Here is a 23,875-nt window from a genome sequence, read left to right as displayed (position 1 = left end):
CTACTCGTTCGTATATTCCTCTATGACGGTGGCTCCGAGCTCGCGCACGATGAGGTCGTGTCCGGTCAGGGCGCTCTCGACGAGGTCGGGGTCGTCCTCCTCCGGTACGTCGTCCTCGGGCGCCACCGGCGGGGGCGCCTGCTGCACGGGAGGCTGCGGCGCGGAAGCACCCTGCTGGGGCTGCTGCGGCGGCTGGTACGGCTGCTGCCCTGCGGGAGCCTGCTGCGTCGGGGCCGGGGCGGCAGGCGGCGGGCTGTAGGCGGGCGCGGCCGGGGCGGAGTACGAGGACGGGGCCGAGGCCGGCTGGCCACCTCCCCCTCCCACCACGGCGTCGATCTTCCAGTTGACCTGGAACTGCTCGGCCAGGACTGCCTTGAGCACGTCCTCGCTGCCGCTGCTCGCGAAGTTGTCGCGGGCTCCGACGTTGGGGAAGCCGAGCTGCAGCGTCGTCCCGTCGAAGCCGGTGACCTGGGCGTTCTGGCTGAGCAGGATCCAGGTGAAACGGCGGCGGTTCTTGACGGCCTCGAGGACGCCGGGCCACATCGCCTGGACCTGCCCGGCGCCGGCGGCCATGCCGGGCGACGGGGCGGCGGCCGGGGCGGGCGTGGGCGCGGGGGCGGCCGCAGCCGGGGCAGGGGCCGCGGGCTGGCCCGAGCCGGGCGCGGCGGCACTGGGCCAGGCACCGGCGGCGGGGGCGGAGGCGGCCGGAGCCGGGGCGGAAGCGGCGGCTCCGGGCCAGGCGCCGGGGGCACCACCACCGGGCTGCGCGGCCCCGGGCCAGGCACCGGGCGCGGGGGCGGGCGCGGCGGGGGCGTGCGCAGCAGCGGGAGCGGGAGCCGGAGCCGGGGGCTGCACCGCAGCAGGGGCCGGCGCCTGGACCGGGGCCGGAGCCGAGGCCGGCGCGGCCGGGGCCTCCGGCTCGGGAGCCCGTACGGCGGCAGCGGCGGCACGCGCGGCGGCGACGCCCCCGCCGGGCCCCGCCGGGGCCATGGCATGCGCCTCGGGCCCGGGCACGTAGCCCATGGCGGGCCCGCCGGCCGGGGCGGCGGCCATACCGGGCACACCCGCGGCGCCGGGGGTGAACCCGCTCCGCTCGAGCCGGTCGAGCCTGGCCTGGAACGACCGCTCGTCGTCGAAGGCGGCGGGCAGCAGTACCCGGGCGCAGATCAGCTCGAGCTGGAGCCGCGGCGAGGTCGCGCCGCGCATCTCGGTGAGCCCGGTGTTGACCAGATCGGCGGCGCGGCTCAGCTCGGCGGCCCCGAACACGGACGCCTGGGCCTGCATCCGCTCGACGACATCGGCGGGGGCGTCGATGAGCCCCTTCTCCCCGGCGTCGGGCACGGCGGCCAGGATCACCAGGTCCCGCAGCCGCTCCAGCAGGTCGGCGACGAAGCGGCGCGGGTCGTTGCCGCCCTCGACCACCCGGTCGACGACCTCGAAGGCGGCCGCCCCGTCTCCCGCGGCGAAGGCGTCGACGACGGAGTCGAGCAGCGACCCGTCGGTGTACCCGAGCAGGGAGGTGGCCATGGCATACGTCACACCGTCATCGGCTGCGCCGGCGAGCAGCTGGTCCATGACGGACATCGAGTCACGCACGGACCCGGCACCGGCGCGCACGACGAGCGGCAGCACGCCGTCCTCGACCTTGGCCCCCTCGCGCCCGCAGACCTCGCCGAGGTAGTCCCGCAGCGTGCCGGGCGGCACGAGCCGGAACGGATAGTGGTGCGTCCGGGAGCGGATCGTCCCGATCACCTTCTCCGGCTCGGTGGTGGCAAAAATGAACTTGAGGTGCTCCGGCGGCTCCTCGACCACCTTCAGCAGGGCGTTGAAGCCCGCCGAGGTGACCATGTGGGCCTCGTCGATGATGTAGATCTTGTAGCGGCTGGAGGCGGGCCCGAAGAAGGCCTTCTCCCGCAGGTCACGGGCGTCGTCCACACCACCGTGCGAGGCGGCGTCGATCTCGATGACGTCGATCGACCCCGGCCCGTTGCGCGCCAGGTCCCGGCAGGACTGGCACTCGCCGCAGGGCTCGGGAGTGGGACCCTGCTCACAGTTCAGGCACCGTGCCAGGATCCGGGCGCTGGTGGTCTTGCCACAGCCTCGGGGCCCGCTGAACAGGTACGCGTGATTGACCCGGTTGTTCCGCAGGGCCTGCATCAGGGGGACAGTGACATGCTCCTGCCCGATGACCTCGGCGAACGACTCGGGGCGGTAGCGGCGGTACAGCGCAAGGGACGACACGTCTACGAGGTTATCCGGGCCCACCGACAAAGACGTCCCGCCGACTCCTGCCAACCGTCCCGGAACGCAAAGCGCCCCCCACGCACCCGCCAGAGCCCACTTACCCTTGCTGCCTTCCGGCCCTGGGGGAGTTGGGTGAGATAGCGCCACGTGAGGGGCTGGGCCCCACCCTAGCCGATGAAAGCCCTCGGAATCGACCCGCTCCCACCCCGGACCCCGACCGGATCCCCTGCAGACGATCACGTTCGCGAGCACCCCTCAACGTCTTGTATTGTTTGCGGCGGAGGATTCGCCTAGTGGCCTAGGGCGCACGCTTGGAAAGCGTGTTGGGGGCAACCCCTCACGAGTTCGAATCTCGTATCCTCCGCCAGTGCCTCACCGGGCACTTGAAGGCCCCGACCGGGAAACCGGCCGGGGCCTTCTGCGTGCCGCTAGGGGGATCCGGGCAGCGATAGGGTGCGGGCGTGCCGTCGTACTCGATCGGGCAGGCTGCGGGCCTGCTGGGCGTGAGCGCCGAAACCGTGCGCCGCTGGGCCGACGGCGGGCGTCTGCCCGCCCGCCGTGCGCACGACGGGGCGCGCTCCGTCGACGGCGTGACGCTGGCCGCCTTCGCCAAGGAGCGAGCCGGTGTGCCGCGGCCTCAGCCGCCGGCGGGCACCGGCACCGCCACGTCCGTGCGCAACTCCTTCGTCGGGATCGTCACCGCGGTGCGGGTCGACGACGTGGCGGCCCAGGTGGAGATCCAGTCGGGCCCGCACCGGGTGGTGTCCGTGGTGACGCGGGAGTCGGTCGAGGCGCTCGGGATCGCGGTCGGGGTGAGCGTCACCGCGCGGGTGAAGTCCACCGAGGTGCACGTCGACCTGCCGTAGCCGCTCATCCGCAGCGCAGCGCGGCGTAGAGGTCCAGCTTGTGGTCCAGGCGGGACAGGTCGCGGCCCGTCAGGGACTCCACCCGTTCGATCCGGTAGTGCACCGTGTTCACGTGCAGGTGCAGTGCCTCCGCCGTGCGGGTCCAGGAGCAGTTGTTGGCCAGGAAGACCTCCAGGGTCTCGCGCAGCATCCCGTCCCCGAGCGCCCCGAGCGTCCGCGCCGCGTAGACCGCCCGGACCTCTTCCGGGACCCCGGACAACAGGGTGGCCAGGGTGTCCAGTTGCTCCACCGCGCGGACCGGAGTGGCTTCGTCCGTCGCCGTCAGCGCGAAGCGGGCCTGGTGCATCGACGCGCGTAGTCCCTCGGCTTCCGAAGCCCGCCCACCCGCGCCGAGCCGGAGGTCCGCGTCCGGGCCGCCGCATGCCTGGAGCAGCGGCCAGACCGAGCGGAGCCGGCCCGGGACGTCGGCCACCGCGTCCTGGTCCTCGTACAGGACCGCGACCGAGCGCCCCACCGCGTACGGGACGTCCTCCAGGTGGGCCAGCGCCTCGGCCAGGGCGTCGCCGTCCGTCGCCGCGAGGACCCGGTACGCGCCCCCCGTCGGGAGGCCCGTCGGGAGGCCCGTCGGGAGGCCCGTCGGGAGGCCCGTCGGGAGGCCTGCCGCGGCCAGCGCCTCCTCCAGCGCGCCCGGCTCCGCGGCCGGCCCCTCCGCGTCGAGGAGCGCGGCCAGCTCCCGGCCCGCCGCGCGCACCGCGCCGGTGCGGCGCGCCCGGCCGTCGCGGTACTGGGCGAAGATCTCGGCGATCTCGTGGAGCACGCGCGGGGGCGCCGCGTCCGCGTCCGGCACGTGCAGCTGCCAGGCGTCGTACGGGGAGCCCTCGGACTCGATGCGCAGCGAGAGCCCCTCCCGCATCGCGACGGCGCGCTGGGCCGGGATCGCGCGTGCGGAGGGGGTGCGGGCCACGGTGCGGCCGCTGGCGGTCATCAGGTAGCAGGTGACCTTGCCCAGGTGGGCGCAGGCCCGGTCCAGCAGCTCGGCCGGTCCGGCCCCGCCTTCGAGGAGGCGGCTGAGCTCGCTGCGCACGTTCTCGGGAAGCGCGAAGAGCCGGGTCGGGCGGCGGCTCAAGTCGCCCCACTGGCGCAGGTAGACCGCCTCGGTGATCGCCCGGAAGCTGGTCTGCGCGGGCACGGCCACGAGCGGTACGCGGTGGGCGCGGCAGGCGGCCACCAGTTCGTCGGGGACCCGGCCGTGGGTCTCCTCGCCGGCGAGGAGGGCGGTGGCCCCGGCCTCGGCGAGCGCGGAGACGAATCGATCCGCCTTGGCCGGGTCGCCCTCGGCCCACCACACCAGACCGCTGAGCACGAGTTCTCCGGGGCCCAGGAAACGGCGCGGGTCCTCCAGGTCGGTGGCGGTGACCCCGCTGACCTCCTGGCCGAGAAGGGCGTCCTCGCCCCAGAGCAGGGTGAGGCCGAGGTTGTCGGACTGAAGCAGGTCGAGGACGTGCACGGCGGGGACTCCTTGCGGTGGGTGGCAGCCCACATCGGCCACATTCGCCAGGTGAATACGAGAAACACCATCGTAAATGCAAGGGCAAGTGTCTGGTTAGCCTCTTGGTCGATCATCCAGGGCGAACCGCTCGGAGTCCACCCGTTTCCGTGTCCGGCAACAGTCGTCCCGGCCCCGCCCCCGTTGCTTCACTGACTGGAAACGCACGGTCCACCAGGGCGGTGCACGCCCCGCGTCCCCACGTCAGGCCAGAGAGGCTGGTGGCTCACCTTGGACCTCAACACGGTGCTCGACGTGCGCGACGCACGCCGCCGCGAACCCTGGCGCCCCGGCGACGCCTGGCTCGGCGGCGGCACCTACCTCTTCTCCGAGCCCCAGCCCCACATCCGCCGCCTGGTCGACCTTTCCCGGATGGGCTGGCCACCCCTGTCCTGGCAGCCCGACGGCTCCCTCGACATCGCCGCCACCTGCACCATCACCGAGCTGTCCCGGTTCGGCCGGACCCTGCCGACCGCCGCCGCCCCGCTCATCGAGCAGTGCTGCCGCGCCTTCCTCGCCTCGTTCAAGATCTGGAACATGGCCACCGTCGGCGGCAACCTCTGCAACGGCCTCCCCGCCGGCCCGATGATCTCCCTCGCCGCCGGACTCGACGGCACCGTCTTCCTCCAGGGCCAGGACGGCAGTACCCGCCGCATGCCGGTCGCCGACTTCATCCGCGGCGCCGGCGTCAAGGACCTGCGCGACGGCGAGCTGCTCCGCTCGGTCCGGCTGCCCGCCCGCTCGCTGGAGTGCCGTACGGCCTTCCGGCAGGCCTCGCTCTACGGGCTCGGGCGCTCCGGCGCCCTCGTCATCGGCACCCGCGACCCCCAGGACGGCTCCTTCGCCCTCACGGTCACCGCCGCCACCACCCGCCCGTTCCGCTTCTGGTTCGCGCTGCCGCCGGCCGCCGCCGAGCTGCGCGAGGCGATCGACGGCGCCGTCCGGCCCGACGAGTGGTTCGACGACATCCACGGCCTGCCCGACTGGCGGCGTCACATGGGCCTGCGCCTGGCCGAAGAGATCCGCCGCGAACTCACGCTGGAGGAGGTTTCCCGATGAGCTACGAGATCGAGATCAACGAGCAGCGTTTCGAGGACGAGCCGCGCGCCGGCCAGTGCCTGCGCACCTACCTGCGCGAGCGCGGCTGGTTCGGCGTGAAGAAGGGCTGCGACCAGGGCGACTGCGGGGCCTGCACCGTCCACGTGGACGGCCGGCCGGTGCACAGCTGCCTCTACCCGGCGGTCCGCGCCGAGGGCCGCTCCGTCACCACCGTCGAGGGCCTGGCCAAGCCCGGCGGGGAGCTCCACCCGGCGCAGCAGCAGTTCCTCGACGCCCAGGGCTTCCAGTGCGGTTTCTGCACGGCCGGGTTCCTGATGACCACCTCCGCCCTCCAGGCGGAGCAGGGCACCGCCCACGACGACGGCAAGCTCGACGACCTCCCGCGCGCCTTCAAGGGCAACATCTGCCGCTGTACGGGCTACCGCGCCATCGAGGACGCGGTGCGCGGGGTCAAGCACACCGAGTCCCCCGGGGCCGGGCAGGCCGTCGGCAAGTCCCTGGGCGCCCCCGCCGGCCCCCTCGTCGTCACCGGCACCGCCCGCTACACCTTCGACGTCGAGGTGCCCGGGCTGCTCTACATGAAGCTGCTGCGCTCCCCTCACCCGCACGCCCGCATCGTCGGCATCGACACCCGGGACGCCCTCCGGGTCCCGGGCGTGCACGCCGTCTTCACCCACCACGACGCCCCCGGCCGGCTGTACTCGTCCGCCCGCCACGAGCATCCCACCGAGGACCCGATGGACACCCGGGTCCTGGACGACGTGGTCCGCTTCGTCGGCCAGCGCGTGGCGGCCGTCGTAGCCGACAGCGAGCAGGCCGCCGAAGAGGGCTGCCGCCGCGTGGTCGTCACGTACGAGGAGCTCCCGTACGTGATCGACCCGGAGGAGGCCATGCTGCCGGGCGCCCCCGTCATCCACCCCAAGGGCCCCGAATCGGGGATCTTCCGCGCCGAGAACAACGTGTGCGGCGAGGTGCACGGCACCCTCGGCGACATGGCGAAGGGGTACGCGGAGGCGGACGTCGTCTACGAGGAGACTTATCTGACCCAGCGCGTGCAGCACGCCAGCCTCGAGACCCACGGCAGCGTCGCGTACTTCGAACCCAAGGAGGAGGGCGACGGCGAGCGCATCACCGTCCGCTCCTCCACCCAGGCCCCGTTCCTGACCCGGCGGGCGCTGTGCGCCCTCTACGACCTGGGCGAGGACGAGGTCCGCGTCGTCGCGGGCCGGGTGGGCGGCGGGTTCGGTGGCAAGCAGGAGATGCTCACCGAGGACATCGTCGTCCTCGCCGCCCTGAAGCTGCGGCGCCCGGTGAAGCTCGAATTCACCCGGGCCGAGCAGTTCTACGGGGCCACCACCCGCCACCCCTTCAAGATCACCATCAAGATCGGCGCCAAGGCCGACGGCACCCTCACCGCGCTGCGCATCCGCGTGCTCTCCAACACGGGCGCCTACGGCAACCACGGCCCGGCGGTCATGTTCCACAGCGTCGGCGAGTCGTTCGCCGTCTACAAGGCGCCGAACAAGGAGGTGGAGGCGTACTCGGTCTACACCAACGGCGTGCCGGCCGGCGCCTTCCGCGGCTACGGCCTCGGCCAGGTCCTCTTCGCCCTCGAATCGGCGATGGACGAGCTCGCCGTCCGGCTCGGCATGGACCCGCTCGTCCTGCGCGAGAAGAACGTCATCGGCGCCGGCGACCACATGGTGACCCCGATCGGCCACGAGGAGGACCTGTTCATCGCCTCGTACGGGATGAAGCAGTGCATGGACGTCGTACGCAAGGCCATCGCCGAGGACCGCAGCCACGAGGACGTCCCCGAGGGCTGGCTCACCGGCACGGGATCGGCCGTCGCCATGATCGCGACCGGCCCGCCGGGCGGCCACTTCGCCGACGCCCGGGTCAGCCTGCTGCGCGACGGTACGTACGACATCGCGGTCGGCACGGCGGAGTTCGGCAACGGCACGACCACCGTCCACAAGCAGATCACCGCGGGCGCGCTGAACACCACCGTCGACCGGATCGCGGTCCGGCAGTCGGACACGGACGTCGTCCGCCACGACACCGGTGCGTTCGGCTCGGCCGGCACGGTGGTGGCGGGCAAGGCGGTGATGCTGGCGGCGGGCTCCCTCGCGGAGCGCCTCCAGACCTTCGCGGCCCGGCACACGGGCGTGGCCCGGCACCTGTGCAAGCTCGGGGCCGAGGCCTTCGACTGCGCGGGCCGGATCGTCACGCTCAAGGAGCTGTACGAGGCCGCGTACGAGAAGGGCGAGCTCGACGAGCTCGCGGCGGACGGCCACTGGGGCGGCTCCCCCCGCTCGGTGGCCTTCAACGCCCAGTGGTTCCGCCTCGCGGTCGACCCGGACACGGGCGAGATGAAGATCCTGCGCAGCGTGCACGCGGCGGACGCGGGCAAGGTCATGAACCCGATGCAGTGCCGCGGCCAGGTGGAGGGCGGCGTGGCCCAGGCGCTCGGCGCGACGCTGTTCGAGACCGTACGGGTGGACGAGCGCGGGGAGGTGACCACGGCGGCGTTCCGCCGCTACCGGCTCCCGCAGTACGCGGACGTCCCGCGTACGGAGGTCCACTTCATGGAGACCTCGGACGCGATCGGCCCGCTGGGCGCGAAGTCCATGTCCGAGAGCCCGTTCAACCCGGTGGCCCCGGCCTTCGCGAACGCCCTGCGGGACGCGACCGGGGTGCGGTTCACGGAGATGCCGGTGACACGCGACATCGTCTGGCGGAAGGTGAACCAGAGACTGCAGGACCTGCAAGGGCAGAACGCACGATGAAGCCACATTTGCGGGTTGTGACAAGCCATCAACCTTGCAGATGAGGTTCCGGAATGACGGACCCCGGGCATCATTCGCACATGGCCAAACTCATGCTGCACGGAGATCTGGACCACCCGGCGACCCTGAGCGTCGCGGACCTGCGGGACTGGGTACAGCACCGGGCCGCGGTCACGTTCGACTGTGCGACGAACGGTCCGCAGCACCATGTGTTCGAGGGCGCGCTGCTGCGCGACGTGGTCGCGGACGCCGGGCCGTCGTTCGACGTGCGCCGGCGCAAGGACCGGAGCCGCTTCCTGCTGGCGGTCAGCGGCGGGGACGGGCACCACAGCGTCCTGTCCTGGGCCGAGCTCGACGCGGACTTCGGCGACAGTCCGGTGCTGCTGGCGACCCGCCTCGACGGGGAGGACCTCGACGGGGCGGGCGCGCAGCTGGTGGTCCCGTCGGACCGGTGCGGGGCGCGCTACGTCAGCGCGGTCACGCACGTGTGGTTCGGCGCGCTGTCGCCACCGAACCTCGGGCTGTGAGGGCGGGCTCAGGCGGTCGCGAGCGAGATCTCGGTGGACTTGATCAGCGCGACGACGGACGACCCGGCGGCCAGGCCGAGCGCCTCGACGGCGTCCTTGGTGATGGCGGCGGTCAGCCCGCCCCCGTTCACGTCCACCTTGACGGAGGCCATGGCGCCCCCGGTGGCGACGTCGGAGACGGTGCCGGCCAGCTGGTTGCGGATGCTGATGCCGTCGACGGCGGCGGTGGCCAGCGCCACCTCGGTGGCCTTGACGAGCGCCTTGACCGCGGAGCCCTCGGCGATGCCGAGGTCCTTGACGGCGTCGGTGGTGATGGCGGCGGTGATGTCCTGACCGCCCTCCAGACGGACCTTGACCGTGGCCATGGCCTCGCCGGTGGTGACGGCGGTGACGGTACCGGCGATCTGGTTGCGGATGCTCAGGCTCATGGGGTGCTCGACCTCTTCGGTAGTGACCTCGCACGGTCCGTGGGAACCGCACAAGATCGACCGTAAGCACCCCTGCCCCGGCGTGCATCCGACCCATCGCATCCGCCAGCCGGAACCACCCGGGCGGCTCGCCTCTGCGGCCGCCGGGTGCCTGTTGTCGGCTGTCGGCTGTCGGCTTCGGCTGTCAGGCGTGCTGGGGCACCTCGGGCTTCAGCATGCCCTTCAGTGCGTCGCGGAACTCCGGGGTGTCCTCTTCGCCGTGCACGGCGACGCCGTGCTGGACGGCCGCCCCCATGACTTCGTCTTCCTCACCCGTGATGGTCAGGGTGCACCCGATCTCGCTGGGGTACTCCCTGCAGTCCATGACCTTGCGCATGACGCGCCTCCCTTCCACTCCCCACGATCCTCCGCTTCCCCACGCTGCGAAAGCCGGGCCCTGGGGGGAGGGGGAGCGCCCAAGCCGCCAGGTACGGTCAGGGCCAGGGACCACCAGGGGGACGGGCCGGATGCGACAAATTGCGGAAATGGAACACTCGACACGGGCATGTCGTACGGGGCGCGTCGTCACGGCCGTCTGCGCCTCGCTGCTGGCGCTGTCCGTGGGGTGTTCGAACATCATGGAGCTCCCCTACACGCCGGAGCGGATGGATCCCGACCCGGCGCGCGCGAAGACGAGGGAGGTCTCCGGCCGCCTGCTGGAGATGGCCGGGGTCAAGGGCAAGGTCACCGAGCCCCGCACAGGCATGAGCGTCGTGGTCTGCGACGAGTACGGCCAAGACCTGTACGCCCTACACCACCGCTGGTCGGTGGGCGGCATGACCAGTGACCAGTACGACGCCGGCATGCGGAACCTGCGGAAGGCGCTGGGCGAGAACGGCTGGAAGATCAGTAAGGACAGCCTCGACGAGATCCAGGCCACGAACGAGACCGGACACTTCTTCGTGGAGGTCATCTCCCACACCGCGACGTTGGAGCCTACGCTCGACTTCTCCGTCAGCTCCCGCTGCTACCGCGCGGCCTCCCACGCCGCCGTCAACAAGGCCTGACGTCGCGCGCGTACGAGACGAAGCCGGCCCAGGCTTGTGGGGTGAGGGCGAGCTGGGGCCCGTCGAGCACCTTGGAGTCCCGGACGCGGACGGCCTCGGGGCAGGCCGCCACCTCGACGCAGGAGTCACCCTCGGACCCATCGCTGTAGCTGCTCTTGACCCACGCCACTTCGACGCAGTCGTTGATGTCGCTGCTGCTGCTGTAGCTGCTCTTGAACCAGTCCAGCTCGGCCTTGTGGATCATGTCTCTCCCAGCAGTTGCTCGATAAAGGCGCGCGACTCCCAGGGCGTCAGCGCCTGCGCCCGGAGCATGCCATAGCGCAGGTCAAGGGTCCGGAGCCGCTTCGGATCGGACACAGGGCGTCCGTTGAATGCTCCTTCGGAGCGTCCCAACGCCGTACCGTCAGCGAACTTCAGCAGCTCGATCCGACCTTCCATTCCCGCGTGGGCCTCACGATCCATCGGCATCACCTGAAGAGTCACGTTCCGCAACTCGGTCAGTTCCAATAGGCGTTCGAGCTGTCCATGCATGACCATCGTGCCTCCGATCGGGCGTCGAAGGCTTGCCTCTTCCTGGACGAATCCGAGCGTCGGCGCAGGTACCCGCTCGAAGATCGACATGCGGGCCATGCGTCCAGCGACTCCGCGCTCGACCTCGTCGCGCGAGTAGGCGGGCTGCCTCATCTCGAACAGCGCACGCGCATAGTCCTCGGTCTGCAGAAGACCATGCAGGCCCTGAATGGTGAAGGCGCCGACCTCGACGGCCAGGGCCTCCATCTTGGCCAGCTCCCGGACCTTCTTCGGGTATCGAACCCGCCCCAAATCCTCCCGCACGGCCCGGATCAGGCCCCCGGCCTTCAACGCCTCGTCGACCTTGTCCAAGTACTCCGGCTTGGCGATCCGCTCGCCGCCCTCGACCTTGTAGATCAGGGCCTCGCCGTACTGGATCGCCGCCGCCAGGTCGCCGACCCGCATCCCCAGCGCTTCCCTCCGCGCCCGCATCTGACGGCCGAGCGCCGCGACCACCGCCGCGCCCTGTTCGTCCTCGGGGTCCACGGACCAGCTGTGCTCTTCCGTACCGTCACCGTCCACGTCCACGTCCACGCCCATGCGCACCCACCTCCTCAACGCGCCTTACCCGTCACTCGCGTTGAGACAGTCTCGACAGCTTTGGACAAAGTCGTGGACGTTCGTGCGGGCCGCCCCCGCAGGCGGGTCGTGCCCGGGCGCGACCCGGTGCGGCACGACGCTTTTCTTTGGAAGTACCGAGAGAAAGAACTCTTGCCCTGCCCCTCCAGCCTCCCCGGAGCGGCGCTCACTCACACGGGTGAATCGACCCAACTCGACTGGATTTCACGGCAGTTGCCTGGCATATGCTCGCCCCGACAACTCCAGACACAGGACGGCCCCCGCCGGGACTCGCAATCCCGACGAGGGCCTGACCATGAGAAGGATCCAACTTCCCGATGGCTTTCCAGCACTCTAACGCGCCCTCGCGCGCCGCGTACGGCGTTCAACACGCCAACGTCCGGCAGACCCGCAATTTCACCGTGGTCAGCAACGACCTGATCCGGCATCCCCACTTGTCGATGAACGCGCGGGCCCTCGCCTCGTACATCCAGTCCGTGCCCCGCGGCACCCCGGTCGGCATCAAAGCCCTGGCCGGGCAGCTGCCCCTCGGGGAGAAGGCGATCGGCAGGGCGCTGGGCGAGCTGGAGGCGTACGGGTACCTGCGGCGGCTCCAGGAGAAGCTCCCGGACGGGCGGATCGTCACCCGTACGGTGTTCTGCAACGCCCCCAAGGCCGTCACCCCCGAGCCCGCCCCGGCCCCCGCAGCCCCGAAGCCCGAGCCGCAGCCTGAACCAGCGCCCCCACCCGCACCGGAGCCGGGGCCTGGACCGGAGCCCGGCCCCGCACCGGATCCGGAGCCCGGCCCGGCGCCCCAGCAGCCGTCCCCGCCCGCGAAGCCCCGGGCGGCGGCCCTCCCGGCGCCCCGCAACGCGGACAACCCGGCCCGCCGACAGCTGGCCGAGGAACTCCTGGCGGAACTGCGCCGGGCCGACCCCCGCCTGCTCCTCGGCTCCCGGGACGTCCAACGCCTCGCGGGCGGCGTCGAGGCATGGCTGGAATGCGGGGCCGGCCATCACGCGGTGACCACCGCCCTCACCGCGAACCTCCCGGACCACCTCCGCAACCCGGCGGGCCTGATCGCCCACCGCCTGACGACCCAGCTCCCGCCCCTCCTGGCACCACTGCCCCGCAGAGCCCCCTTCGCCCCGCCGGACCCCTTCCAGACCTGCGACACCTGCGACCGCGCCTTCCGCGCCCCGGCCCCCGGCACCTGCAACGGCTGCACTCCCACATGACCGCCCTCCGCTACCGGGCGATACGGGGTGCCGTTCAGCCGCTGGACGACACCATCGGCGACTGGACCGTCTCCACGGACGGCCTGCCGCTCTACTCGTAGCACGGCAGGCCGCGGGTGCCCCCGCCCCGGAGGGGGCGGCTACGCGTCCGACATCTTCGGCATCTCGCCCGTCGTCTTCGACATGTCGATGACGGCGAACGCCGCGCCCTGCTGGTCCGTCAGCGCAGCGAAGCGGCCGAAGGGGCTGTCCATCGGGCCGAAGTGGAGCTTGCCGCCGTGCTTCTTGGCCTTGGCCACGGCCTCGTCGCAGTCCGGGACCCCGAAGTAGACCTGGATGTACGGGGGCATGTGCGCCGGGAAGTCGTCGCCCATCTTCATCCGGCCGAGGACCGGGTTCTCCTTGCCGCCGACGCTGAAGATCTTGAAGTCCATCCCCGCCATCTCGGGGTCGTCGCCGGGCTCCATCTTCTGGGCGCCGAGCGGGAAGACCTTCGGGAGGAACGCGTCCGCCTTCGCCGGCTCGCGGGTGAAGACCTCCGCCCAGGCGTACGCGCCCGGCTCCCCTACCTTCTCGAAGCCCTTGTGCTCGCCCGGCTGCCAGACGCCGAAGACCGCACCGCTCGGCTCCTTCGCGATCACCATCGTGCCGAACGTGCCGACCTGCATCGGCTCCATCATCAGCTCGCCGCCGGCCGACTTGATCTTCTCGGCGGTGGCCGCCGCGTCGGGCGAGGCGAAGTACAGACACCACTGCGACGGCGCCTCGCCGCCCGGCATCGGCGGGACGACGGCCGCTACGGCCTTGCCGTCGGAGTAGGCCTGCGTGTAGTTGCCGTACTCGCTGGAGGCTTCACCGAAGGTCCATCCGAGCACGTCGGAGTAGAAGGTCTTGGCGCCCTCCACGTCCTTGAACATCGCGTCCACCCAGCACGGAGCGCCTTCCGGGAACTCAGCCATGATCGATCGACTCCTGTGTCGTGTCGTCTGTCTGTGGTCTGTCGTCGTGTTTGTGTCGTGGGTCGCGTTTTGCGCGGTTCTCACGCTAGGGCCCCGGTGCGGCGACCGCGCGGGGAACGCGGCCACGCGGGACGCTGGAGCCATGGACATCACGATGCGGCTGGCCCAGCAGCCGGAGGCCGACGAGCTCCTCGGCCGCAGCCCGCTCGCCGCGCTCGTCGGCATGCTGCTGGACCAGCAGGTGCCGATGGAGTGGGCGTTCTCGGGTCCGTACACGATCGCCACGCGGATGGGGGCGGACGATCTGGACGCCCACGCCATCGCCGCCACCGACCCCGAGGCCTTCGCCGCGCTGCTCTCCGAGAAGCCGGCCGTGCACCGCTACCCCGGATCGATGGCGAAGCGGGTTCAGCAGCTGTGCGCGTACCTGGTGGAGCACTACGACGGGGACGCGGAGGCCATCTGGCGTGACGTACCGACCGGGGACGAGCTGCTGAAGCGGCTCAAGGAGCTGCCCGGGTTCGGCGAGCAGAAGGCCCAGATCTTCCTGGCCCTGCTCGGCAAACAGCTGGGCGTGCGCCCCAAGGGCTGGCGCGAGGCGGCCGGCGGCTACGGCCGGGCGAACGTCTACCGCTCGGCGGCCGACATCACCGGGCCGGAGTCCCTGGCGAAGGTGCGGGCGCACAAGCAGGAGATGAAGGCCGCCGCCAAGGCCGCCAAGGCCGGAACGGCGACCGATTGACCGGGAATCTTCGGCGCAAATTGACCCCTGTCACCGGTCAAACGGCCGGGTAGATTCATGATCATGACGAACGAGAAGAACGAGATCCTGACCCGCGCCGCCACCGCCGAGACCATCACCGACGGCCCCGGCAGCGTGATCACCCTGCTCACCGACACCGCCGAGCTCACCTGCAACACCGCCACCTTCGACGAGGGCGCGGCCGGCGCCCCCGTCCACTTCCACACCAAGGCGACCGAGTTCTTCCACGTCACCGCCGGCCGCCTCGACGTACTCGTCGGCGACGAGGTCAGGACCCTCACCGCCGGGGACTTCCTGTCCGTCCCGGCGGGCGTGAAGCACGCCTTCGCGCCCTCCCCGGGGCACACGGCGAGCGTCTTCGTCGGCTTCACGCCCGGCATGGGCCGCTTCGACTACTACCGGCTCCTCGGCCGGGTCCGCGCGGGCGAGGCCACCGTCCAGGACATCATCGACAGCCAGCCCACGTACGACAACCACTACGCGGAGAGCGACGCCTGGGCCGGCCGCCTGCGCAACGCCGACGCGTAGGTCTCGTCCGCGTCGAGGCGCCGCAGCTCCTCCGCGATCAGCTCGGCCTTGCTGCGGATCTTCAGGGCCACCTTGCGGTCGGGGCTGCCCGGCAGGACCAGCGTGGCCAGCGCCCCGTCGGGGCGGTCCACCGTGATCGTGCCCGCCGGGCCCTCCAGCCGGACCCGCGTGATCACCGGCCCGTCCGTGGTGACCCGCTCCACCGGCACCCCCAGCCGGTCCTCGAGCCAGCGGGCCAGCAGCTCGGCGCTCGCGTTGTCGGCCTCGCTCTCCACCGCCCCGCCCGTCACCGGCAGCGGCTTCTGGTCCATCGCGGCGGCCAGCAGTGCCCGCCACGGTGTCAGCCGGGTCCACGCGAGATCGGTGTCCCCCGGGGCGTACGCGGCACCCCGCTCGTCCAGTACCGCCACCGGGTCGGCGGCGGCCTCGGCGTCCGTGATCCGGCGCTGCGCGAGCGCGCCCAGCGGGTCCCGCGCCGGGTCGGCGGGGGCGTCGCCCGGCCACCACGCCACCACCGGCGCGTCCGGCACCAGCAGCGGGAGGACCACCGAGCCCGCCTGCTCGGTGAGCGCCCCGTGCAGGCGCAGCAGCACGATCTCCCCGGTCCCGGCGTCCGAGCCGACCCGCAGCTCGGCGTCCAGGCGGGTCTGACGGAGCTTGTGCGGGCCGCGCGAGGTGCGCTTGATCACCGCGATGATGCGACAGGGGTGTTCGCGCGAGGCCTCCGAGGCCGCGCGGACGGCGTCGTACGCGTTCTCCTCGTCGGTCGCTATGACGAGCGTCAGGACGAGGCCCATGGTGGGGCTGCCGATGGCCCGGCGGGCGGCGAGCAGCGCCCGGTCGATCTTGCTGGACGTGGTGTCGGTGAGTTCGGTCCGCATGGGGCGAAGTCTGTCAGCGCCGAAGGCTCCGGCGGCACCCCGGCCGCGGATCCGCCCCCCGAATGCGTCACCTGCGCCGCTTCGCCGTGCCCTGCGGCCCCGCCGCGGTCACCTGCGCAGCTCCGCCGCGGTTACCTGCGCAGCTCCGCCGCCATCCGCGGAACTCCGCGGCCACCCGTGCAGGCCCCGGTCACGCGGGAACCCCCCGGCCGCCTCCGGCGCAGCTCGCCCGTAACCCGAGCGGGTCTCCGGTCCCCGGCGGAGCCAGGATCACCTGCGCCGCTTCGCCGTCCCGAAGATCGAGCGCGAGATCTCCCGCCCCAGCTGGGTCCCGACCGAGCGGGCCAGTGAGCGGAACAGCCCGCTCCCCACCACCTGCTGGGCCAGCGAGGGCTCCGGCTCCGGTGCGCTGCGCGCCGTCTTCGCGGCCTCCTTGGCCTGCTTCGCGGCCTCCGCCTCGGCCGCGGCCGTCTCCGCCGCCGCCTCGGCCGCAGCCTGCTCGGCGCTGATCTTCTCGTACGCCGACTCGCGGTCGACCGGCTCCGCGTACCGCGAGTGGAGGAGCGAGGACTTCACCGCCGCGTCCAGGGCCGCCGCGTCGATCGGGCCCATCAGCGACTGCGGGGCGCGCAACCGGGTCGCCGCCACCGGGGTCGGGGCGCCCTTCTCGCTGAGTACGGTGATCACCGCCTCGCCCGTCCCGAGCTGGGTGAGCAGCTCCTCCAGGTCGTACGCGGAGTTGGGGAAGGTCTTCACGGTGGCCTTCAGCGCCTTCGCGTCGTCCGGGGTGAAGGCCCGCAGCGCGTGCTGCACGCGGTTGCCGAGCTGCGCGAGCACGTCCGCCGGCACGTCCTTGGGGGTCTGCGTCACGAAGAAGACGCCGATGCCCTTCGAGCGGATCAGCCGGACGGTCTGGGTGATGGACTCCAGGAAGGCCTTGGAGGCGCCGTTGAACAGCAGGTGCGCCTCGTCGAAGAAGAAGACGAGCTTGGGCCGTTCCAGGTCGCCGACTTCCGGCAGGTCGGTGTAGAGGTCGGCCAGCAGCCACATCAGGAAGGTGGAGAAGAGCTGCGGCTTGTCCTGGACCGCCGGGAGTTCCAGTACGGAGACCAGCCCGCGCCCGTCGGCGGCCGTCCGCAGGAATTCACCGGTGTCGAATTCCGGCTCGCCGAAGAACTCCGCGGCACCCTGCTGCTCGAACGCGGTCAGGGCGCGCAGGATCACCCCGGCCGTCACCGTGGACAGCCCGCCGATGCCCTTGAGCTCGGCTTTCCCCTGGTCGGAGACGAGGAAGGCGACGACGGCCCGCAGGTCCTTGAGGTCGATCAGCTCCAGTCCCTTGGCATCGGCGTAGTGGAAGATCAGGCCGAGCGACTGCTCCTGGGTCTGGTTGAGCTGGAGCACCTTCGACATCAGCACCGGGCCGAAACTCGTCACGGTGGCCCGGAGCGGAATGCCGGGCCCGATCCCGCCCAGCGAATAGAACTCGCTGGGGAATCCGGTGGCCTCCCACTCCTGGGCGACTTCCTTCGCACGTTCCGCGATCTTGTCGTTGGCCGTGCCCGGGGCCGAAATCCCGGAGATGTCCCCCTTGATGTCGGCGAGGAACACCGGAACGCCGCCCGCCGACAGCTGCTCGGCGATGAGCTGCAGGGTCTTCGTCTTGCCGGTGCCCGTGGCGCCCGCGACCAGGCCGTGGCGGTTGAGCATCGACAGCGGGATGCGGATCTGCCGGTCCGGCAGGCAGGTGCCGTCCCAGAGCAGGGCACCCAGTTCGAGCGCGGGTCCGGTGAAGGCGTACCCGGCGACGATCTGGTCGGCCGGGGACGCGGGGTCGGTGCTCTCGCTCATACATCACTCCCGAAATAGCCCTGTCTGCCACTTTTGCACCGGCATAGCGAGGCTGCGCCCGCAGGCACCGGCCCGGTAGGCTTTCCGTGTGATCTTCAAGCGCATCGGAAACGGGCGGCCGTACCCCGACCACGGCAGGGAAACCACCCGGCAGTGGGCGGATGTCGCCCCGCGCCCGGTCCGGCTCGACCAGTTGGTGACGACCAAGGGACAGCTGGACCTCGAGACGCTGCTGGCCGAGGACTCGACGTTCTACGGGGACCTCTTCGCCCACGTCGTGAAGTGGCAGGGCGACCTGTACCTGGAGGACGGCCTGCACCGCGCCGTGCGCGCGGCCCTGCAGCAGCGCCAGGTGCTGCACGCCCGCGTCCTCGAAATGGACTACTGAGGCCGGGAGCGCCCGGGACTCGCCGCCGGGGCGAGGCCTGAGGACAGCGCGTCCCACTTCGCGCAAATTGCGCCTTTCGGGTCGGTCTTGCCCTATCAACAGATCATTTGGTGGGCATCGGCAGCGGGCGGTATTACGCTGCGCCCATGAGCATGCTCACTCCCCCCGGCATGGGCGGAAAGTACCGAGTCACGGGAGCGGCCTACCCCCGCATGAGCCGACCCCGGCGGCGCCGGCGGATCGTCCTCACCATGCTCGGAGCAGTCCTCGGTCTCGCCCTGCTGGGCTACGGAACCCTGCAGCTCATGAACGTGTTCCGCGGCGGGAGCGGCAAGCCCGTCGCGGCCGGCAAGGACTGCGCGACCCCGAAGCCCAGGGCGGGCGCCGCGGCGGCCGCCACCCCCGCCGCCAAGCCGGCCGTGGCGCTGCCCCAGCCCGGCGAGATCACGGTCAACGTCTACAACGCGACCCCGCGCGCGGGCCTCGCCAAGGCGGTCGCCGACGAGCTGAAGAAACGCGGCTTCACCGTCGCCAACGTCGGCAACGCCCCCGCCGACTTCGACAAGAAGGTACCCGGGACGGGGATACTGCTCGGCTCGCCCAAGACCGACAAGGCGGCCTTCTCCGTACTGGGCACCCAGCTCGAGGGCGATACGCAGCAGACCGATGCCCGCGAGGGCGCCGACATCGACCTGATCCTCGGCGACGCCTTCAAGGAGCTCAGCCCGAAGGAGGCGGCGGACAAGGAACTGGCCCTGCTGGCCAACCCCCAGCCCGCGCCCGCCAAGACCTGCTGACCCCCTGACGCGAACAGCCGGCCGCCGAGGAGGCGGCCGGCTGTCGGCCGTACGGGTACGAGGCCTTCGGCTCTCGGCTCTCTGCTCTCGGAGCGCCGTAGGACCGGAGGGGGTCGGTCCGGGTCCTACTCGGCCGAGCCGTACATGCGGTCGCCCGCGTCGCCCAGGCCCGGCACGATGTAGCCGTGCTCGTTGAGCCGCTCGTCCACCGCGGCCGTCACGACCGTCACCGGGGTACCCGCGAGGTCGCGCTCCATGACCTCGACGCCCTCGGGCGCGGCCAGCAGCACCACGGCGGTGACGTCGTCGGCACCGCGCTTGATCAGTTCCTGGATCGCCGCGACGAGCGTGCCGCCGGTGGCGAGCATCGGGTCGACGACGTAGACCTGCCGCCCGGAGAGGTCCTCCGGCATGCGCGTCGCGTACGTGGAGGCCTCCAGGGTCTCCTCGTTGCGGACCATGCCCATGAAGCCCACCTCGGCGGTCGGCAGCAGCCGCATCATGCCGTCCAGCATGCCCAGACCGGCGCGCAGGATCGGCACGACCAGCGGGCGCGGGTGCGAGAGCTTCACGCCGGTGGTCGGGCCGACCGGCGTGACGATGTCGGCCTGCTCGGTGCGCACGTCGCGGGTGGCCTCGTACGCGAGGAGGGTCACCAGCTCGTCGGCGAGCCGACGGAAGGTGGGGGAGTCGGTGCGCTTGTCGCGCAGGGTGGTCAGTTTGTGCGCCACCAAGGGGTGATCGACGACCTGCAAACGCACAACATCCTCCAAGGCTCAGCTGCCGGGTTTCGACCTGCGACCTGCAAAAACGGCCGCACTTTTTCGCGACCCACGGTCAAAAGGCTACGCGGTGTGCGCACCCCTGTGCGTCCGAACCGGCACAGGCGCCTGCGGGCGGGCCTGCGGATGCGACCCGCCCGGACGCCCAGCACGCTGGACTGATGAGCAACGCACCGGTGGTCGCGGCGGTCGACGGATCCGATCACAGCCTCCGGGCACTGGAATGGGCCCGGACCGCGGCGCTCCGCCACCGCACCGGCCTCGTCGTCGCGCACGTGCTGCCCGACACCGCCCAGCTGTACGCGGCGCGCCGCTCCTCCCTCGCCGACGCCTCGCAGCCGGAGAAGTTCGCCGACCCCGTCGGCGAGCGGGTACGGGGCATCCTGGCCGCGGCCCCCGAACTGCCGGAGGAGGTGCGGTACGACGCGCTGGAGGGCTCCGTGCCCGAGGCCCTGCGGGTGAGCGGGGAGAGCGCCCGGATGCTGGTGATGGGCTCCCGGGGCCGCGGGGGCTTCGCTGCCCTGCTGCTCGGCTCGAACAGCCGCGCCCTGGCCTCGTCGGCGGCGTGCCCGGTGGTCGTGGTCCCGCACGCGGCGCGGAGCGCGCCGGCCGAGCAGGATGAGCCGTCCGCCGGGTCTGCCGGTTCCGCCGGTTCCGCCGGTTCCGCCGGGCGGGTGGTGCTCGGCCTGCACGCCGCGGAGACCGCGGACGACGTACTGGCCTTCGCCTTCGCGGAGGCGGCCGCCCGGGGGACCACCGTCCAGGTGGTCTCGGCGTACGCGATCCCGCCGGCGCCGACGCTGGTGATGGACAGCCCCTTCCAGGTCATCCCGCCGGAGGGGCTGGCCGACGACGGGAACGCCGTACCGGCGGAGCGGGAGATGCTGCGCTCCCAGACGGAGCGGCTGGTGCCGTTCCGGGCCCGGTGGCCGCAGGTGCCGGTGGAGCAGGCGGCGGTCCCGGGCGACCCGGCGGAGCGCCTGGTGACGACATCCCGGTCGGCGGCCCTGGTGGTGGTGGGCCGCCACCACCCGCGGCGCAGCGTCGGGCACCTGATGATCGGCTCGGTGGCCCACGCGGTACTGCACCACGCGCACGGCCCGGTGGCGGTGGTCCCCACGCTGTCGGACGACGCGTAACCCTTCTGAGCTGCGACGGGGTGGCATCAATCGGCCCGTCCGGGGGAAGGTGGGATGCGAGGGGTCTGCTTCGCGCCGGCGGAGGAGGACGACCGGATCAGCCTGGGGTGGTGTCCGATGCCCGACACGCAGCCGAGCCGGGAGAACGACGCGCCGCAGCCGCCGGAGACGGCGGCGCAGCGCAGAGCGCGCCGCGCGCAGTTCCTGCGCGACCTGATGGAGGCGCGGGCCCTGCGCGACCGCGTGCAGCCCCGCCGCGCCCGCGCGGCCCGCATGCGCCAGCAGATGCGCATGCGCACCTTCCGCTGGTGACCGCCCCAGCCCCGCCGGCTCCAGCCCCGCCGGCACATGCCGACCCCGCCGGCGTTTGAGGCGCGGGGGTGCGGGGGCGGAGCCCCCGGCAACGGCGCCGCGCCGAGCGGCCGGGCGGGATCCCGTGCGTGCCGCGAGGCCTCCGCACCGCGCCCCGGCAGCCCCCGTACAACCCGCGGAGCGCACGGCGCGGCACGACGCAAGCGCGGAAGACCTCTCGCAATGCCGCCGTTTCTGCCACGATGCCGATTGGGCGGGGCACGAAACGGCGAGCAGGACAGCCGTTCCAACCCTTCCCACCTCCGGCCGGGGGGACCTCCAACCGGCACGCCTATGACCAGTGGGAGAGTCACGGTGTATTTCGCCGCACTGCTCGCGCGCACCGAAGACGGGTGGGAAGCGAGCGACATGGAACTCGACGACGTCGAGTCCCTCAGTGATCTGATCGATCTCGCCCGTGCCGCCGCTGTCGACGACGACACGGTGGTCGCCCTCATCGAGCAGGAGGACGCCTGGTTCGGCGTCGTCCGCGTGGACGGCGAGGAGGACCCGCGGTACTTCGTGTCGAACGCCTCCGCGGCCTCCCGCAGCTCCTACGGCTCGATGCTGACCGACGAGCTGCTGGGCAGCGACGAGGAGGACGACGAACTCGACGAACTGGACCTGGACGGCACCGAGGACGGCGAGGAGGACACGATCGCCGCGTTCAACGGCGCCGATGACGACGAGGACGAGGAGGACTCGCCCGGCGCGGAACCGGTACCGGCCGGCCCGCTCGGCGACCCCCGGCTGCTGGACGACCTCGGCGTCAGCCACAAACAACTGATGACCCTCGACGGGGACGCCCTCTCGGAGATCGCCGATTCCCTCGGCGCCACCGAGGTGCTGGAGGCCGTCCGCTAGTGATCACCACGCACCATCCCCAGCACGGCCCCGATCCCGTACGGGACCCGTGGCGGGACTCCATGCGCCTGGCGCTCCAGGAGGCCGCCCGGGCGGTGCCGGCCGGCGACGTGCCGGTCGGCGCCGTCGTGCTGGGCCCGGACGGGGAGCTCCTCGCCACCGGGTACAACGAGCGCGAGGCCACCGGCGACCCCACGGCGCACGCCGAAGTGCTGGCACTGCGCCGGGCGGCCGCCCGGCTCGGGGAATGGCGGCTTCCGGGATGCACCCTCGTGGTGACCCTGGAGCCGTGCGTGATGTGCGCGGGCGCGCTCGTGCAGTCGCGGGTGGCCCGGGTCGTCTTCGGCGCGGACGACGAGAAGGCGGGAGCCGCGGGGTCGCTCTGGGACCTCGTACGGGACCGCAGGCTCAACCACCGTCCGGAAGTGGTCCGCGGCGTGCTCGCCGAGGAATGCGCGCGGCAGCTCACGGACTTCTTCCGCGACCTCTGAGGCGGCTCGGGGACACCGATTTCATTTGATGCGGATCCGTAGGCTAGGATCCATCTCGGTAGTGTGTCCGAGTGGCCGAAGGAGCTCGCCTCGAAAGCGAGTATGGGGCAACCCATCGGGGGTTCAAATCCCTCCACTACCGCTTCGATCGAAAGCCCCGCCCCGCAAGGGACGGGGCTTTCGGCGTGTCCGGGCACTCTCGGCACGCCATGGCGCGTCCCGGTGTGTCTCGGCGTGCCTCGGCGTGCCTCGATGTGTCGCGGTGTGTCCGGCGCCCTCGGCGCGCCCCGACGCGTCTTTACGGATGACGACCGCGTGACCGGGCGCCCGCTCGGCCGTTGTCACGGCATGACCAAGACCCAGCGCATGCTCGCCGCCTTCGCCCTCGCGGGGGCCGCCGCGGGCCTCGCCGCACCGGCCGCCTCCGCCGCCCCCACGGCCCCGATCACCCTCCCGGACCTGCCGCAGGCCGCCCCGGGCATGCCGGAAGGGGCGATGCCGGGTTCCGTCCAGGAGATCGGCGACAAGGTCATCCCGGGGGTCAACCAGCTCAGCCAGCTGACGGACCTGCCGAACCAGCTGTGGCCCGTGGTCGCCCCCGCGGAGCCCGTCCTGGGCCTGCTCGGCGCCATCCAATAGCCGCAGCGGCAGCCGGTACGGGACGGTCCGCACCCCCGTACGTCGAAGGCCCCGACCGGGGTCGGGGCCTTCGACGTACGGGCGGGGGAAGTGACATCGGGGGGACAAGCCACTTCCCCCGACGAGGACGGAACCTGCCAGTCCGGGCCACAGTCAGGGGGAAGCTTGCGGCTCGGACCCCGCAGTGAGGTCCTGTCCCTCACCCACCGGTTTCCTGCCAGAACCGGTGGGCTCGTCTCCAATACTGCGCCACCACCGGCCGCCCGCCCGGCGGCAAAGGACCCGGACCACCGGGTCATTGGTCCATAAAGGCCTGGTGAGTGTCCGAACACGTCCGGATAGACTCACCCGACTGCGCAGGACCGGTTGGGGAGGCCGACACCGCTCATGGACACCAAGAAGATGATCACGGGTGGGCTCGTCATATTCGCGCTCTTCGTGATCATCACCCAGCCGGTGAAGGCGGCCGACATCGTGAAAATAGGCTTCCAAGGCATTTCGGACGCGGCCCACGGCATCGGCGCGTTCATGACGGAATTGGTGCGCTGAACCCGTACGCTGACGCGGCTTC

General features: G+C 71.8%; 26 protein-coding genes, 2 tRNA genes and 1 other RNA gene. 18 read left to right on the top strand and 11 right to left on the bottom strand.

All coding sequences use genetic code 11. The annotated features are described in order from the left end of the window. Together ACZ5WG_RS10815 and ffs are read right to left on the bottom strand one after the other, a co-directional pair. Positions 1-2,241: a DNA polymerase III subunit gamma and tau gene (locus ACZ5WG_RS10815; RefSeq protein ID WP_468722161.1), complete on the bottom strand. Its 2,241-nt coding sequence runs from the start codon at positions 2,239-2,241 to the stop codon at positions 1-3. A 64-nt stretch (positions 2,242-2,305) separates the two neighbouring features. After that, an RNA gene (gene ffs, locus ACZ5WG_RS10810) (signal recognition particle sRNA small type) lies at positions 2,306-2,404 on the bottom strand. 119 nt (positions 2,405-2,523) lie between these two features. On the opposite strand from ffs, the gene ACZ5WG_RS10805 reads away from it, so the two are divergent. Together ACZ5WG_RS10805 and ACZ5WG_RS10800 are read left to right on the top strand one after the other, a co-directional pair. After that, positions 2,524-2,611, top strand: a tRNA-Ser gene (locus tag ACZ5WG_RS10805). Positions 2,612-2,705: 94 nt separating this feature from the next. After that, the gene (locus ACZ5WG_RS10800) at positions 2,706-3,110 is read left to right on the top strand and encodes a TOBE domain-containing protein (RefSeq protein ID WP_468722159.1); all 405 of its coding nucleotides are present in this window, start codon (positions 2,706-2,708) and stop codon (positions 3,108-3,110) included. Positions 3,111-3,114: 4 nt separating this feature from the next. Here the strand turns inward: ACZ5WG_RS10800 and ACZ5WG_RS10795 are convergent, their stop codons facing one another. Then, positions 3,115-4,617 carry a PucR family transcriptional regulator gene (locus ACZ5WG_RS10795; protein WP_468722157.1) on the bottom strand — a complete coding sequence of 501 codons (1,503 nt, stop codon included), beginning with the start codon at positions 4,615-4,617 and terminating at the stop codon, positions 3,115-3,117. Positions 4,618-4,887: 270 nt separating this feature from the next. Between ACZ5WG_RS10795 and ACZ5WG_RS10790 the strand changes: the two genes are divergently transcribed. From ACZ5WG_RS10790 to ACZ5WG_RS10780, 3 genes are all read left to right on the top strand, one after another. Next, positions 4,888-5,715 (top strand): FAD binding domain-containing protein, encoded by an 828-nt coding sequence (locus ACZ5WG_RS10790; RefSeq protein WP_468722155.1) that lies wholly within the window; start codon positions 4,888-4,890, stop codon positions 5,713-5,715. Then, positions 5,712-8,504, top strand: coding sequence for a molybdopterin-dependent oxidoreductase (locus tag ACZ5WG_RS10785; protein WP_468722153.1), 2,793 nt, complete (start codon positions 5,712-5,714; stop codon positions 8,502-8,504). The genes ACZ5WG_RS10790 and ACZ5WG_RS10785 overlap by 4 nt, the downstream gene beginning before the upstream one ends. A gap of 80 nt (positions 8,505-8,584) precedes the next feature. Then, positions 8,585-9,031, top strand: a complete 447-nt coding sequence (locus tag ACZ5WG_RS10780) for a molybdopterin-dependent oxidoreductase (RefSeq protein WP_468722151.1) — start codon at positions 8,585-8,587, stop codon at positions 9,029-9,031. An 8-nt stretch (positions 9,032-9,039) separates the two neighbouring features. Here ACZ5WG_RS10780 and ACZ5WG_RS10775 read toward each other — a convergent pair whose 3' ends face one another. Beyond that, on the bottom strand, positions 9,040-9,459 hold the full coding sequence (locus tag ACZ5WG_RS10775) for a TOBE domain-containing protein (protein ID WP_362631364.1): 420 nt from the start codon (positions 9,457-9,459) through the stop codon (positions 9,040-9,042). Positions 9,460-9,643: 184 nt separating this feature from the next. Then, entirely contained in the window at positions 9,644-9,835 is a 192-nt protein-coding gene (locus tag ACZ5WG_RS10770; RefSeq protein ID WP_468722149.1) for a DUF1059 domain-containing protein, read from the bottom strand. A gap of 148 nt (positions 9,836-9,983) precedes the next feature. On the opposite strand from ACZ5WG_RS10770, the gene ACZ5WG_RS10765 reads away from it, so the two are divergent. Next, positions 9,984-10,505 (top strand): hypothetical protein, encoded by a 522-nt coding sequence (locus tag ACZ5WG_RS10765; protein WP_468722147.1) that lies wholly within the window; start codon positions 9,984-9,986, stop codon positions 10,503-10,505. On the opposite strand, the gene ACZ5WG_RS10760 is transcribed toward ACZ5WG_RS10765, so the two are convergent. Together ACZ5WG_RS10760 and ACZ5WG_RS10755 are read right to left on the bottom strand one after the other, a co-directional pair. Further along, entirely contained in the window at positions 10,492-10,749 is a 258-nt protein-coding gene (locus ACZ5WG_RS10760; RefSeq protein ID WP_468722146.1) for a DUF397 domain-containing protein, read from the bottom strand. The two genes, ACZ5WG_RS10765 and ACZ5WG_RS10760, sit on opposite strands and share 14 nt — an antisense overlap. Then, positions 10,746-11,615 (bottom strand): helix-turn-helix domain-containing protein, encoded by an 870-nt coding sequence (locus tag ACZ5WG_RS10755; protein ID WP_468722144.1) that lies wholly within the window; start codon positions 11,613-11,615, stop codon positions 10,746-10,748. Before ACZ5WG_RS10755 ends, ACZ5WG_RS10760 begins: the two co-directional genes overlap by 4 nt. 356 nt (positions 11,616-11,971) lie before the next feature. Here ACZ5WG_RS10755 and ACZ5WG_RS10750 point away from each other — a divergent pair, with 356 nt between their 5' ends. After that, positions 11,972-12,871: a helix-turn-helix domain-containing protein gene (locus ACZ5WG_RS10750; protein ID WP_468722143.1), complete on the top strand. Its 900-nt coding sequence runs from the start codon at positions 11,972-11,974 to the stop codon at positions 12,869-12,871. 140 nt (positions 12,872-13,011) lie between these two features. Here the strand turns inward: ACZ5WG_RS10750 and ACZ5WG_RS10745 are convergent, their stop codons facing one another. Continuing rightward, on the bottom strand, positions 13,012-13,830 hold the full coding sequence (locus tag ACZ5WG_RS10745; protein WP_468722142.1) for a VOC family protein: 819 nt from the start codon (positions 13,828-13,830) through the stop codon (positions 13,012-13,014). A 142-nt stretch (positions 13,831-13,972) separates the two neighbouring features. Here ACZ5WG_RS10745 and ACZ5WG_RS10740 point away from each other — a divergent pair, with 142 nt between their 5' ends. Together ACZ5WG_RS10740 and ACZ5WG_RS10735 are read left to right on the top strand one after the other, a co-directional pair. After that, positions 13,973-14,572, top strand: coding sequence for an HhH-GPD-type base excision DNA repair protein (locus ACZ5WG_RS10740; RefSeq protein WP_468722141.1), 600 nt, complete (start codon positions 13,973-13,975; stop codon positions 14,570-14,572). A 63-nt stretch (positions 14,573-14,635) separates the two neighbouring features. Beyond that, a complete protein-coding gene (locus ACZ5WG_RS10735; protein ID WP_468722140.1) occupies positions 14,636-15,121 on the top strand; it encodes a cupin domain-containing protein in 486 nt (161 codons plus the stop codon). Here ACZ5WG_RS10735 and opcA read toward each other — a convergent pair. Beyond that, positions 15,070-16,002 carry a glucose-6-phosphate dehydrogenase assembly protein OpcA gene (opcA, locus tag ACZ5WG_RS10730; RefSeq protein WP_468722139.1) on the bottom strand — a complete coding sequence of 311 codons (933 nt, stop codon included), beginning with the start codon at positions 16,000-16,002 and terminating at the stop codon, positions 15,070-15,072. The two genes, ACZ5WG_RS10735 and opcA, sit on opposite strands and share 52 nt — an antisense overlap. Positions 16,003-16,272: 270 nt before the next feature. After that, on the bottom strand, positions 16,273-17,853 hold the full coding sequence (locus ACZ5WG_RS10725) for a helicase HerA-like domain-containing protein (protein WP_468722137.1): 1,581 nt from the start codon (positions 17,851-17,853) through the stop codon (positions 16,273-16,275). A gap of 88 nt (positions 17,854-17,941) precedes the next feature. Here ACZ5WG_RS10725 and ACZ5WG_RS10720 point away from each other — a divergent pair, with 88 nt between their 5' ends. Both ACZ5WG_RS10720 and ACZ5WG_RS10715 read left to right on the top strand, forming a co-directional pair. Next, positions 17,942-18,241, top strand: coding sequence for a type II toxin-antitoxin system VapB family antitoxin (locus ACZ5WG_RS10720; protein WP_030160221.1), 300 nt, complete (start codon positions 17,942-17,944; stop codon positions 18,239-18,241). Positions 18,242-18,387: 146 nt separating this feature from the next. Next, complete coding sequence (locus ACZ5WG_RS10715) at positions 18,388-19,038, top strand: LytR C-terminal domain-containing protein (RefSeq protein WP_468722135.1); 651 nt, start codon at positions 18,388-18,390, stop codon at positions 19,036-19,038. Positions 19,039-19,163: 125 nt separating this feature from the next. Here the strand turns inward: ACZ5WG_RS10715 and upp are convergent, their stop codons facing one another. Continuing rightward, positions 19,164-19,799, bottom strand: a complete 636-nt coding sequence (upp, locus tag ACZ5WG_RS10710; protein ID WP_030160225.1) for a uracil phosphoribosyltransferase — start codon at positions 19,797-19,799, stop codon at positions 19,164-19,166. A gap of 182 nt (positions 19,800-19,981) precedes the next feature. On the opposite strand from upp, the gene ACZ5WG_RS10705 reads away from it, so the two are divergent. The 7 genes from ACZ5WG_RS10705 (at position 19,982) to ACZ5WG_RS10675 (ending at position 23,853) form a co-directional block, all read left to right on the top strand. Then, positions 19,982-20,959, top strand: a complete 978-nt coding sequence (locus ACZ5WG_RS10705) for a universal stress protein (RefSeq protein WP_468722133.1) — start codon at positions 19,982-19,984, stop codon at positions 20,957-20,959. A gap of 117 nt (positions 20,960-21,076) precedes the next feature. Next, the gene (locus ACZ5WG_RS10700) at positions 21,077-21,271 is read left to right on the top strand and encodes a hypothetical protein (protein WP_266665843.1); all 195 of its coding nucleotides are present in this window, start codon (positions 21,077-21,079) and stop codon (positions 21,269-21,271) included. Between the two features lie 354 nt (positions 21,272-21,625). Then, the gene (locus tag ACZ5WG_RS10695; protein ID WP_468722131.1) at positions 21,626-22,174 is read left to right on the top strand and encodes a tRNA adenosine deaminase-associated protein; all 549 of its coding nucleotides are present in this window, start codon (positions 21,626-21,628) and stop codon (positions 22,172-22,174) included. 62 nt (positions 22,175-22,236) lie between these two features. Further along, entirely contained in the window at positions 22,237-22,665 is a 429-nt protein-coding gene (gene tadA / locus ACZ5WG_RS10690) for a tRNA adenosine(34) deaminase TadA (RefSeq protein ID WP_468722296.1), read from the top strand. A 57-nt stretch (positions 22,666-22,722) separates the two neighbouring features. Next, positions 22,723-22,807: transfer RNA gene (locus ACZ5WG_RS10685), tRNA-Ser, on the top strand. A 206-nt stretch (positions 22,808-23,013) separates the two neighbouring features. Continuing rightward, on the top strand, positions 23,014-23,304 hold the full coding sequence (locus tag ACZ5WG_RS10680; RefSeq protein ID WP_468722130.1) for a hypothetical protein: 291 nt from the start codon (positions 23,014-23,016) through the stop codon (positions 23,302-23,304). Between the two features lie 387 nt (positions 23,305-23,691). After that, positions 23,692-23,853, top strand: a complete 162-nt coding sequence (locus tag ACZ5WG_RS10675) for a hypothetical protein (RefSeq protein WP_266665839.1) — start codon at positions 23,692-23,694, stop codon at positions 23,851-23,853. The last annotated feature ends 22 nt before the right edge of the window (positions 23,854-23,875 follow it).

The organism is Streptomyces sp. NPDC032745 (assembly GCF_055579465.1).
Note: the sequence above shows the minus strand (reverse complement) of the source record. Positions and strands in the feature narration are given on the sequence as shown.

Bases quoted from the DNA above. Each gene is read 5' to 3' on its own strand.
- ACZ5WG_RS10785 (WP_468722153.1), top strand. From the start codon at position 5,712: ATGAGCTACGAGATCGAGATCAACGAGCAGCGTTTCGAGGACGAGCCG.
- ACZ5WG_RS10780 (WP_468722151.1), top strand. From the start codon at position 8,585: ATGGCCAAACTCATGCTGCACGGAGATCTGGACCACCCGGCGACCCTG.
- ACZ5WG_RS10775 (WP_362631364.1), bottom strand. From the start codon at position 9,459: ATGAGCCTGAGCATCCGCAACCAGATCGCCGGTACCGTCACCGCCGTC.
- ACZ5WG_RS10770 (WP_468722149.1), bottom strand. From the start codon at position 9,835: ATGCGCAAGGTCATGGACTGCAGGGAGTACCCCAGCGAGATCGGGTGC.
- ACZ5WG_RS10765 (WP_468722147.1), top strand. From the start codon at position 9,984: ATGGAACACTCGACACGGGCATGTCGTACGGGGCGCGTCGTCACGGCC.
- ACZ5WG_RS10760 (WP_468722146.1), bottom strand. From the start codon at position 10,749: ATGATCCACAAGGCCGAGCTGGACTGGTTCAAGAGCAGCTACAGCAGC.
- ACZ5WG_RS10755 (WP_468722144.1), bottom strand. From the start codon at position 11,615: ATGGGCGTGGACGTGGACGTGGACGGTGACGGTACGGAAGAGCACAGC.
- ACZ5WG_RS10750 (WP_468722143.1), top strand. From the start codon at position 11,972: ATGGCTTTCCAGCACTCTAACGCGCCCTCGCGCGCCGCGTACGGCGTT.
- ACZ5WG_RS10745 (WP_468722142.1), bottom strand. From the start codon at position 13,830: ATGGCTGAGTTCCCGGAAGGCGCTCCGTGCTGGGTGGACGCGATGTTC.
- ACZ5WG_RS10740 (WP_468722141.1), top strand. From the start codon at position 13,973: ATGGACATCACGATGCGGCTGGCCCAGCAGCCGGAGGCCGACGAGCTC.
- ACZ5WG_RS10735 (WP_468722140.1), top strand. From the start codon at position 14,636: ATGACGAACGAGAAGAACGAGATCCTGACCCGCGCCGCCACCGCCGAG.
- opcA (WP_468722139.1), bottom strand. From the start codon at position 16,002: ATGCGGACCGAACTCACCGACACCACGTCCAGCAAGATCGACCGGGCG.
- ACZ5WG_RS10725 (WP_468722137.1), bottom strand. From the start codon at position 17,853: ATGAGCGAGAGCACCGACCCCGCGTCCCCGGCCGACCAGATCGTCGCC.
- ACZ5WG_RS10715 (WP_468722135.1), top strand. From the start codon at position 18,388: ATGAGCATGCTCACTCCCCCCGGCATGGGCGGAAAGTACCGAGTCACG.
- ACZ5WG_RS10705 (WP_468722133.1), top strand. From the start codon at position 19,982: ATGAGCAACGCACCGGTGGTCGCGGCGGTCGACGGATCCGATCACAGC.
- ACZ5WG_RS10700 (WP_266665843.1), top strand. From the start codon at position 21,077: ATGCCCGACACGCAGCCGAGCCGGGAGAACGACGCGCCGCAGCCGCCG.
- tadA (WP_468722296.1), top strand. From the start codon at position 22,237: ATGCGCCTGGCGCTCCAGGAGGCCGCCCGGGCGGTGCCGGCCGGCGAC.
- ACZ5WG_RS10680 (WP_468722130.1), top strand. From the start codon at position 23,014: ATGACCAAGACCCAGCGCATGCTCGCCGCCTTCGCCCTCGCGGGGGCC.
- ACZ5WG_RS10675 (WP_266665839.1), top strand. From the start codon at position 23,692: ATGGACACCAAGAAGATGATCACGGGTGGGCTCGTCATATTCGCGCTC.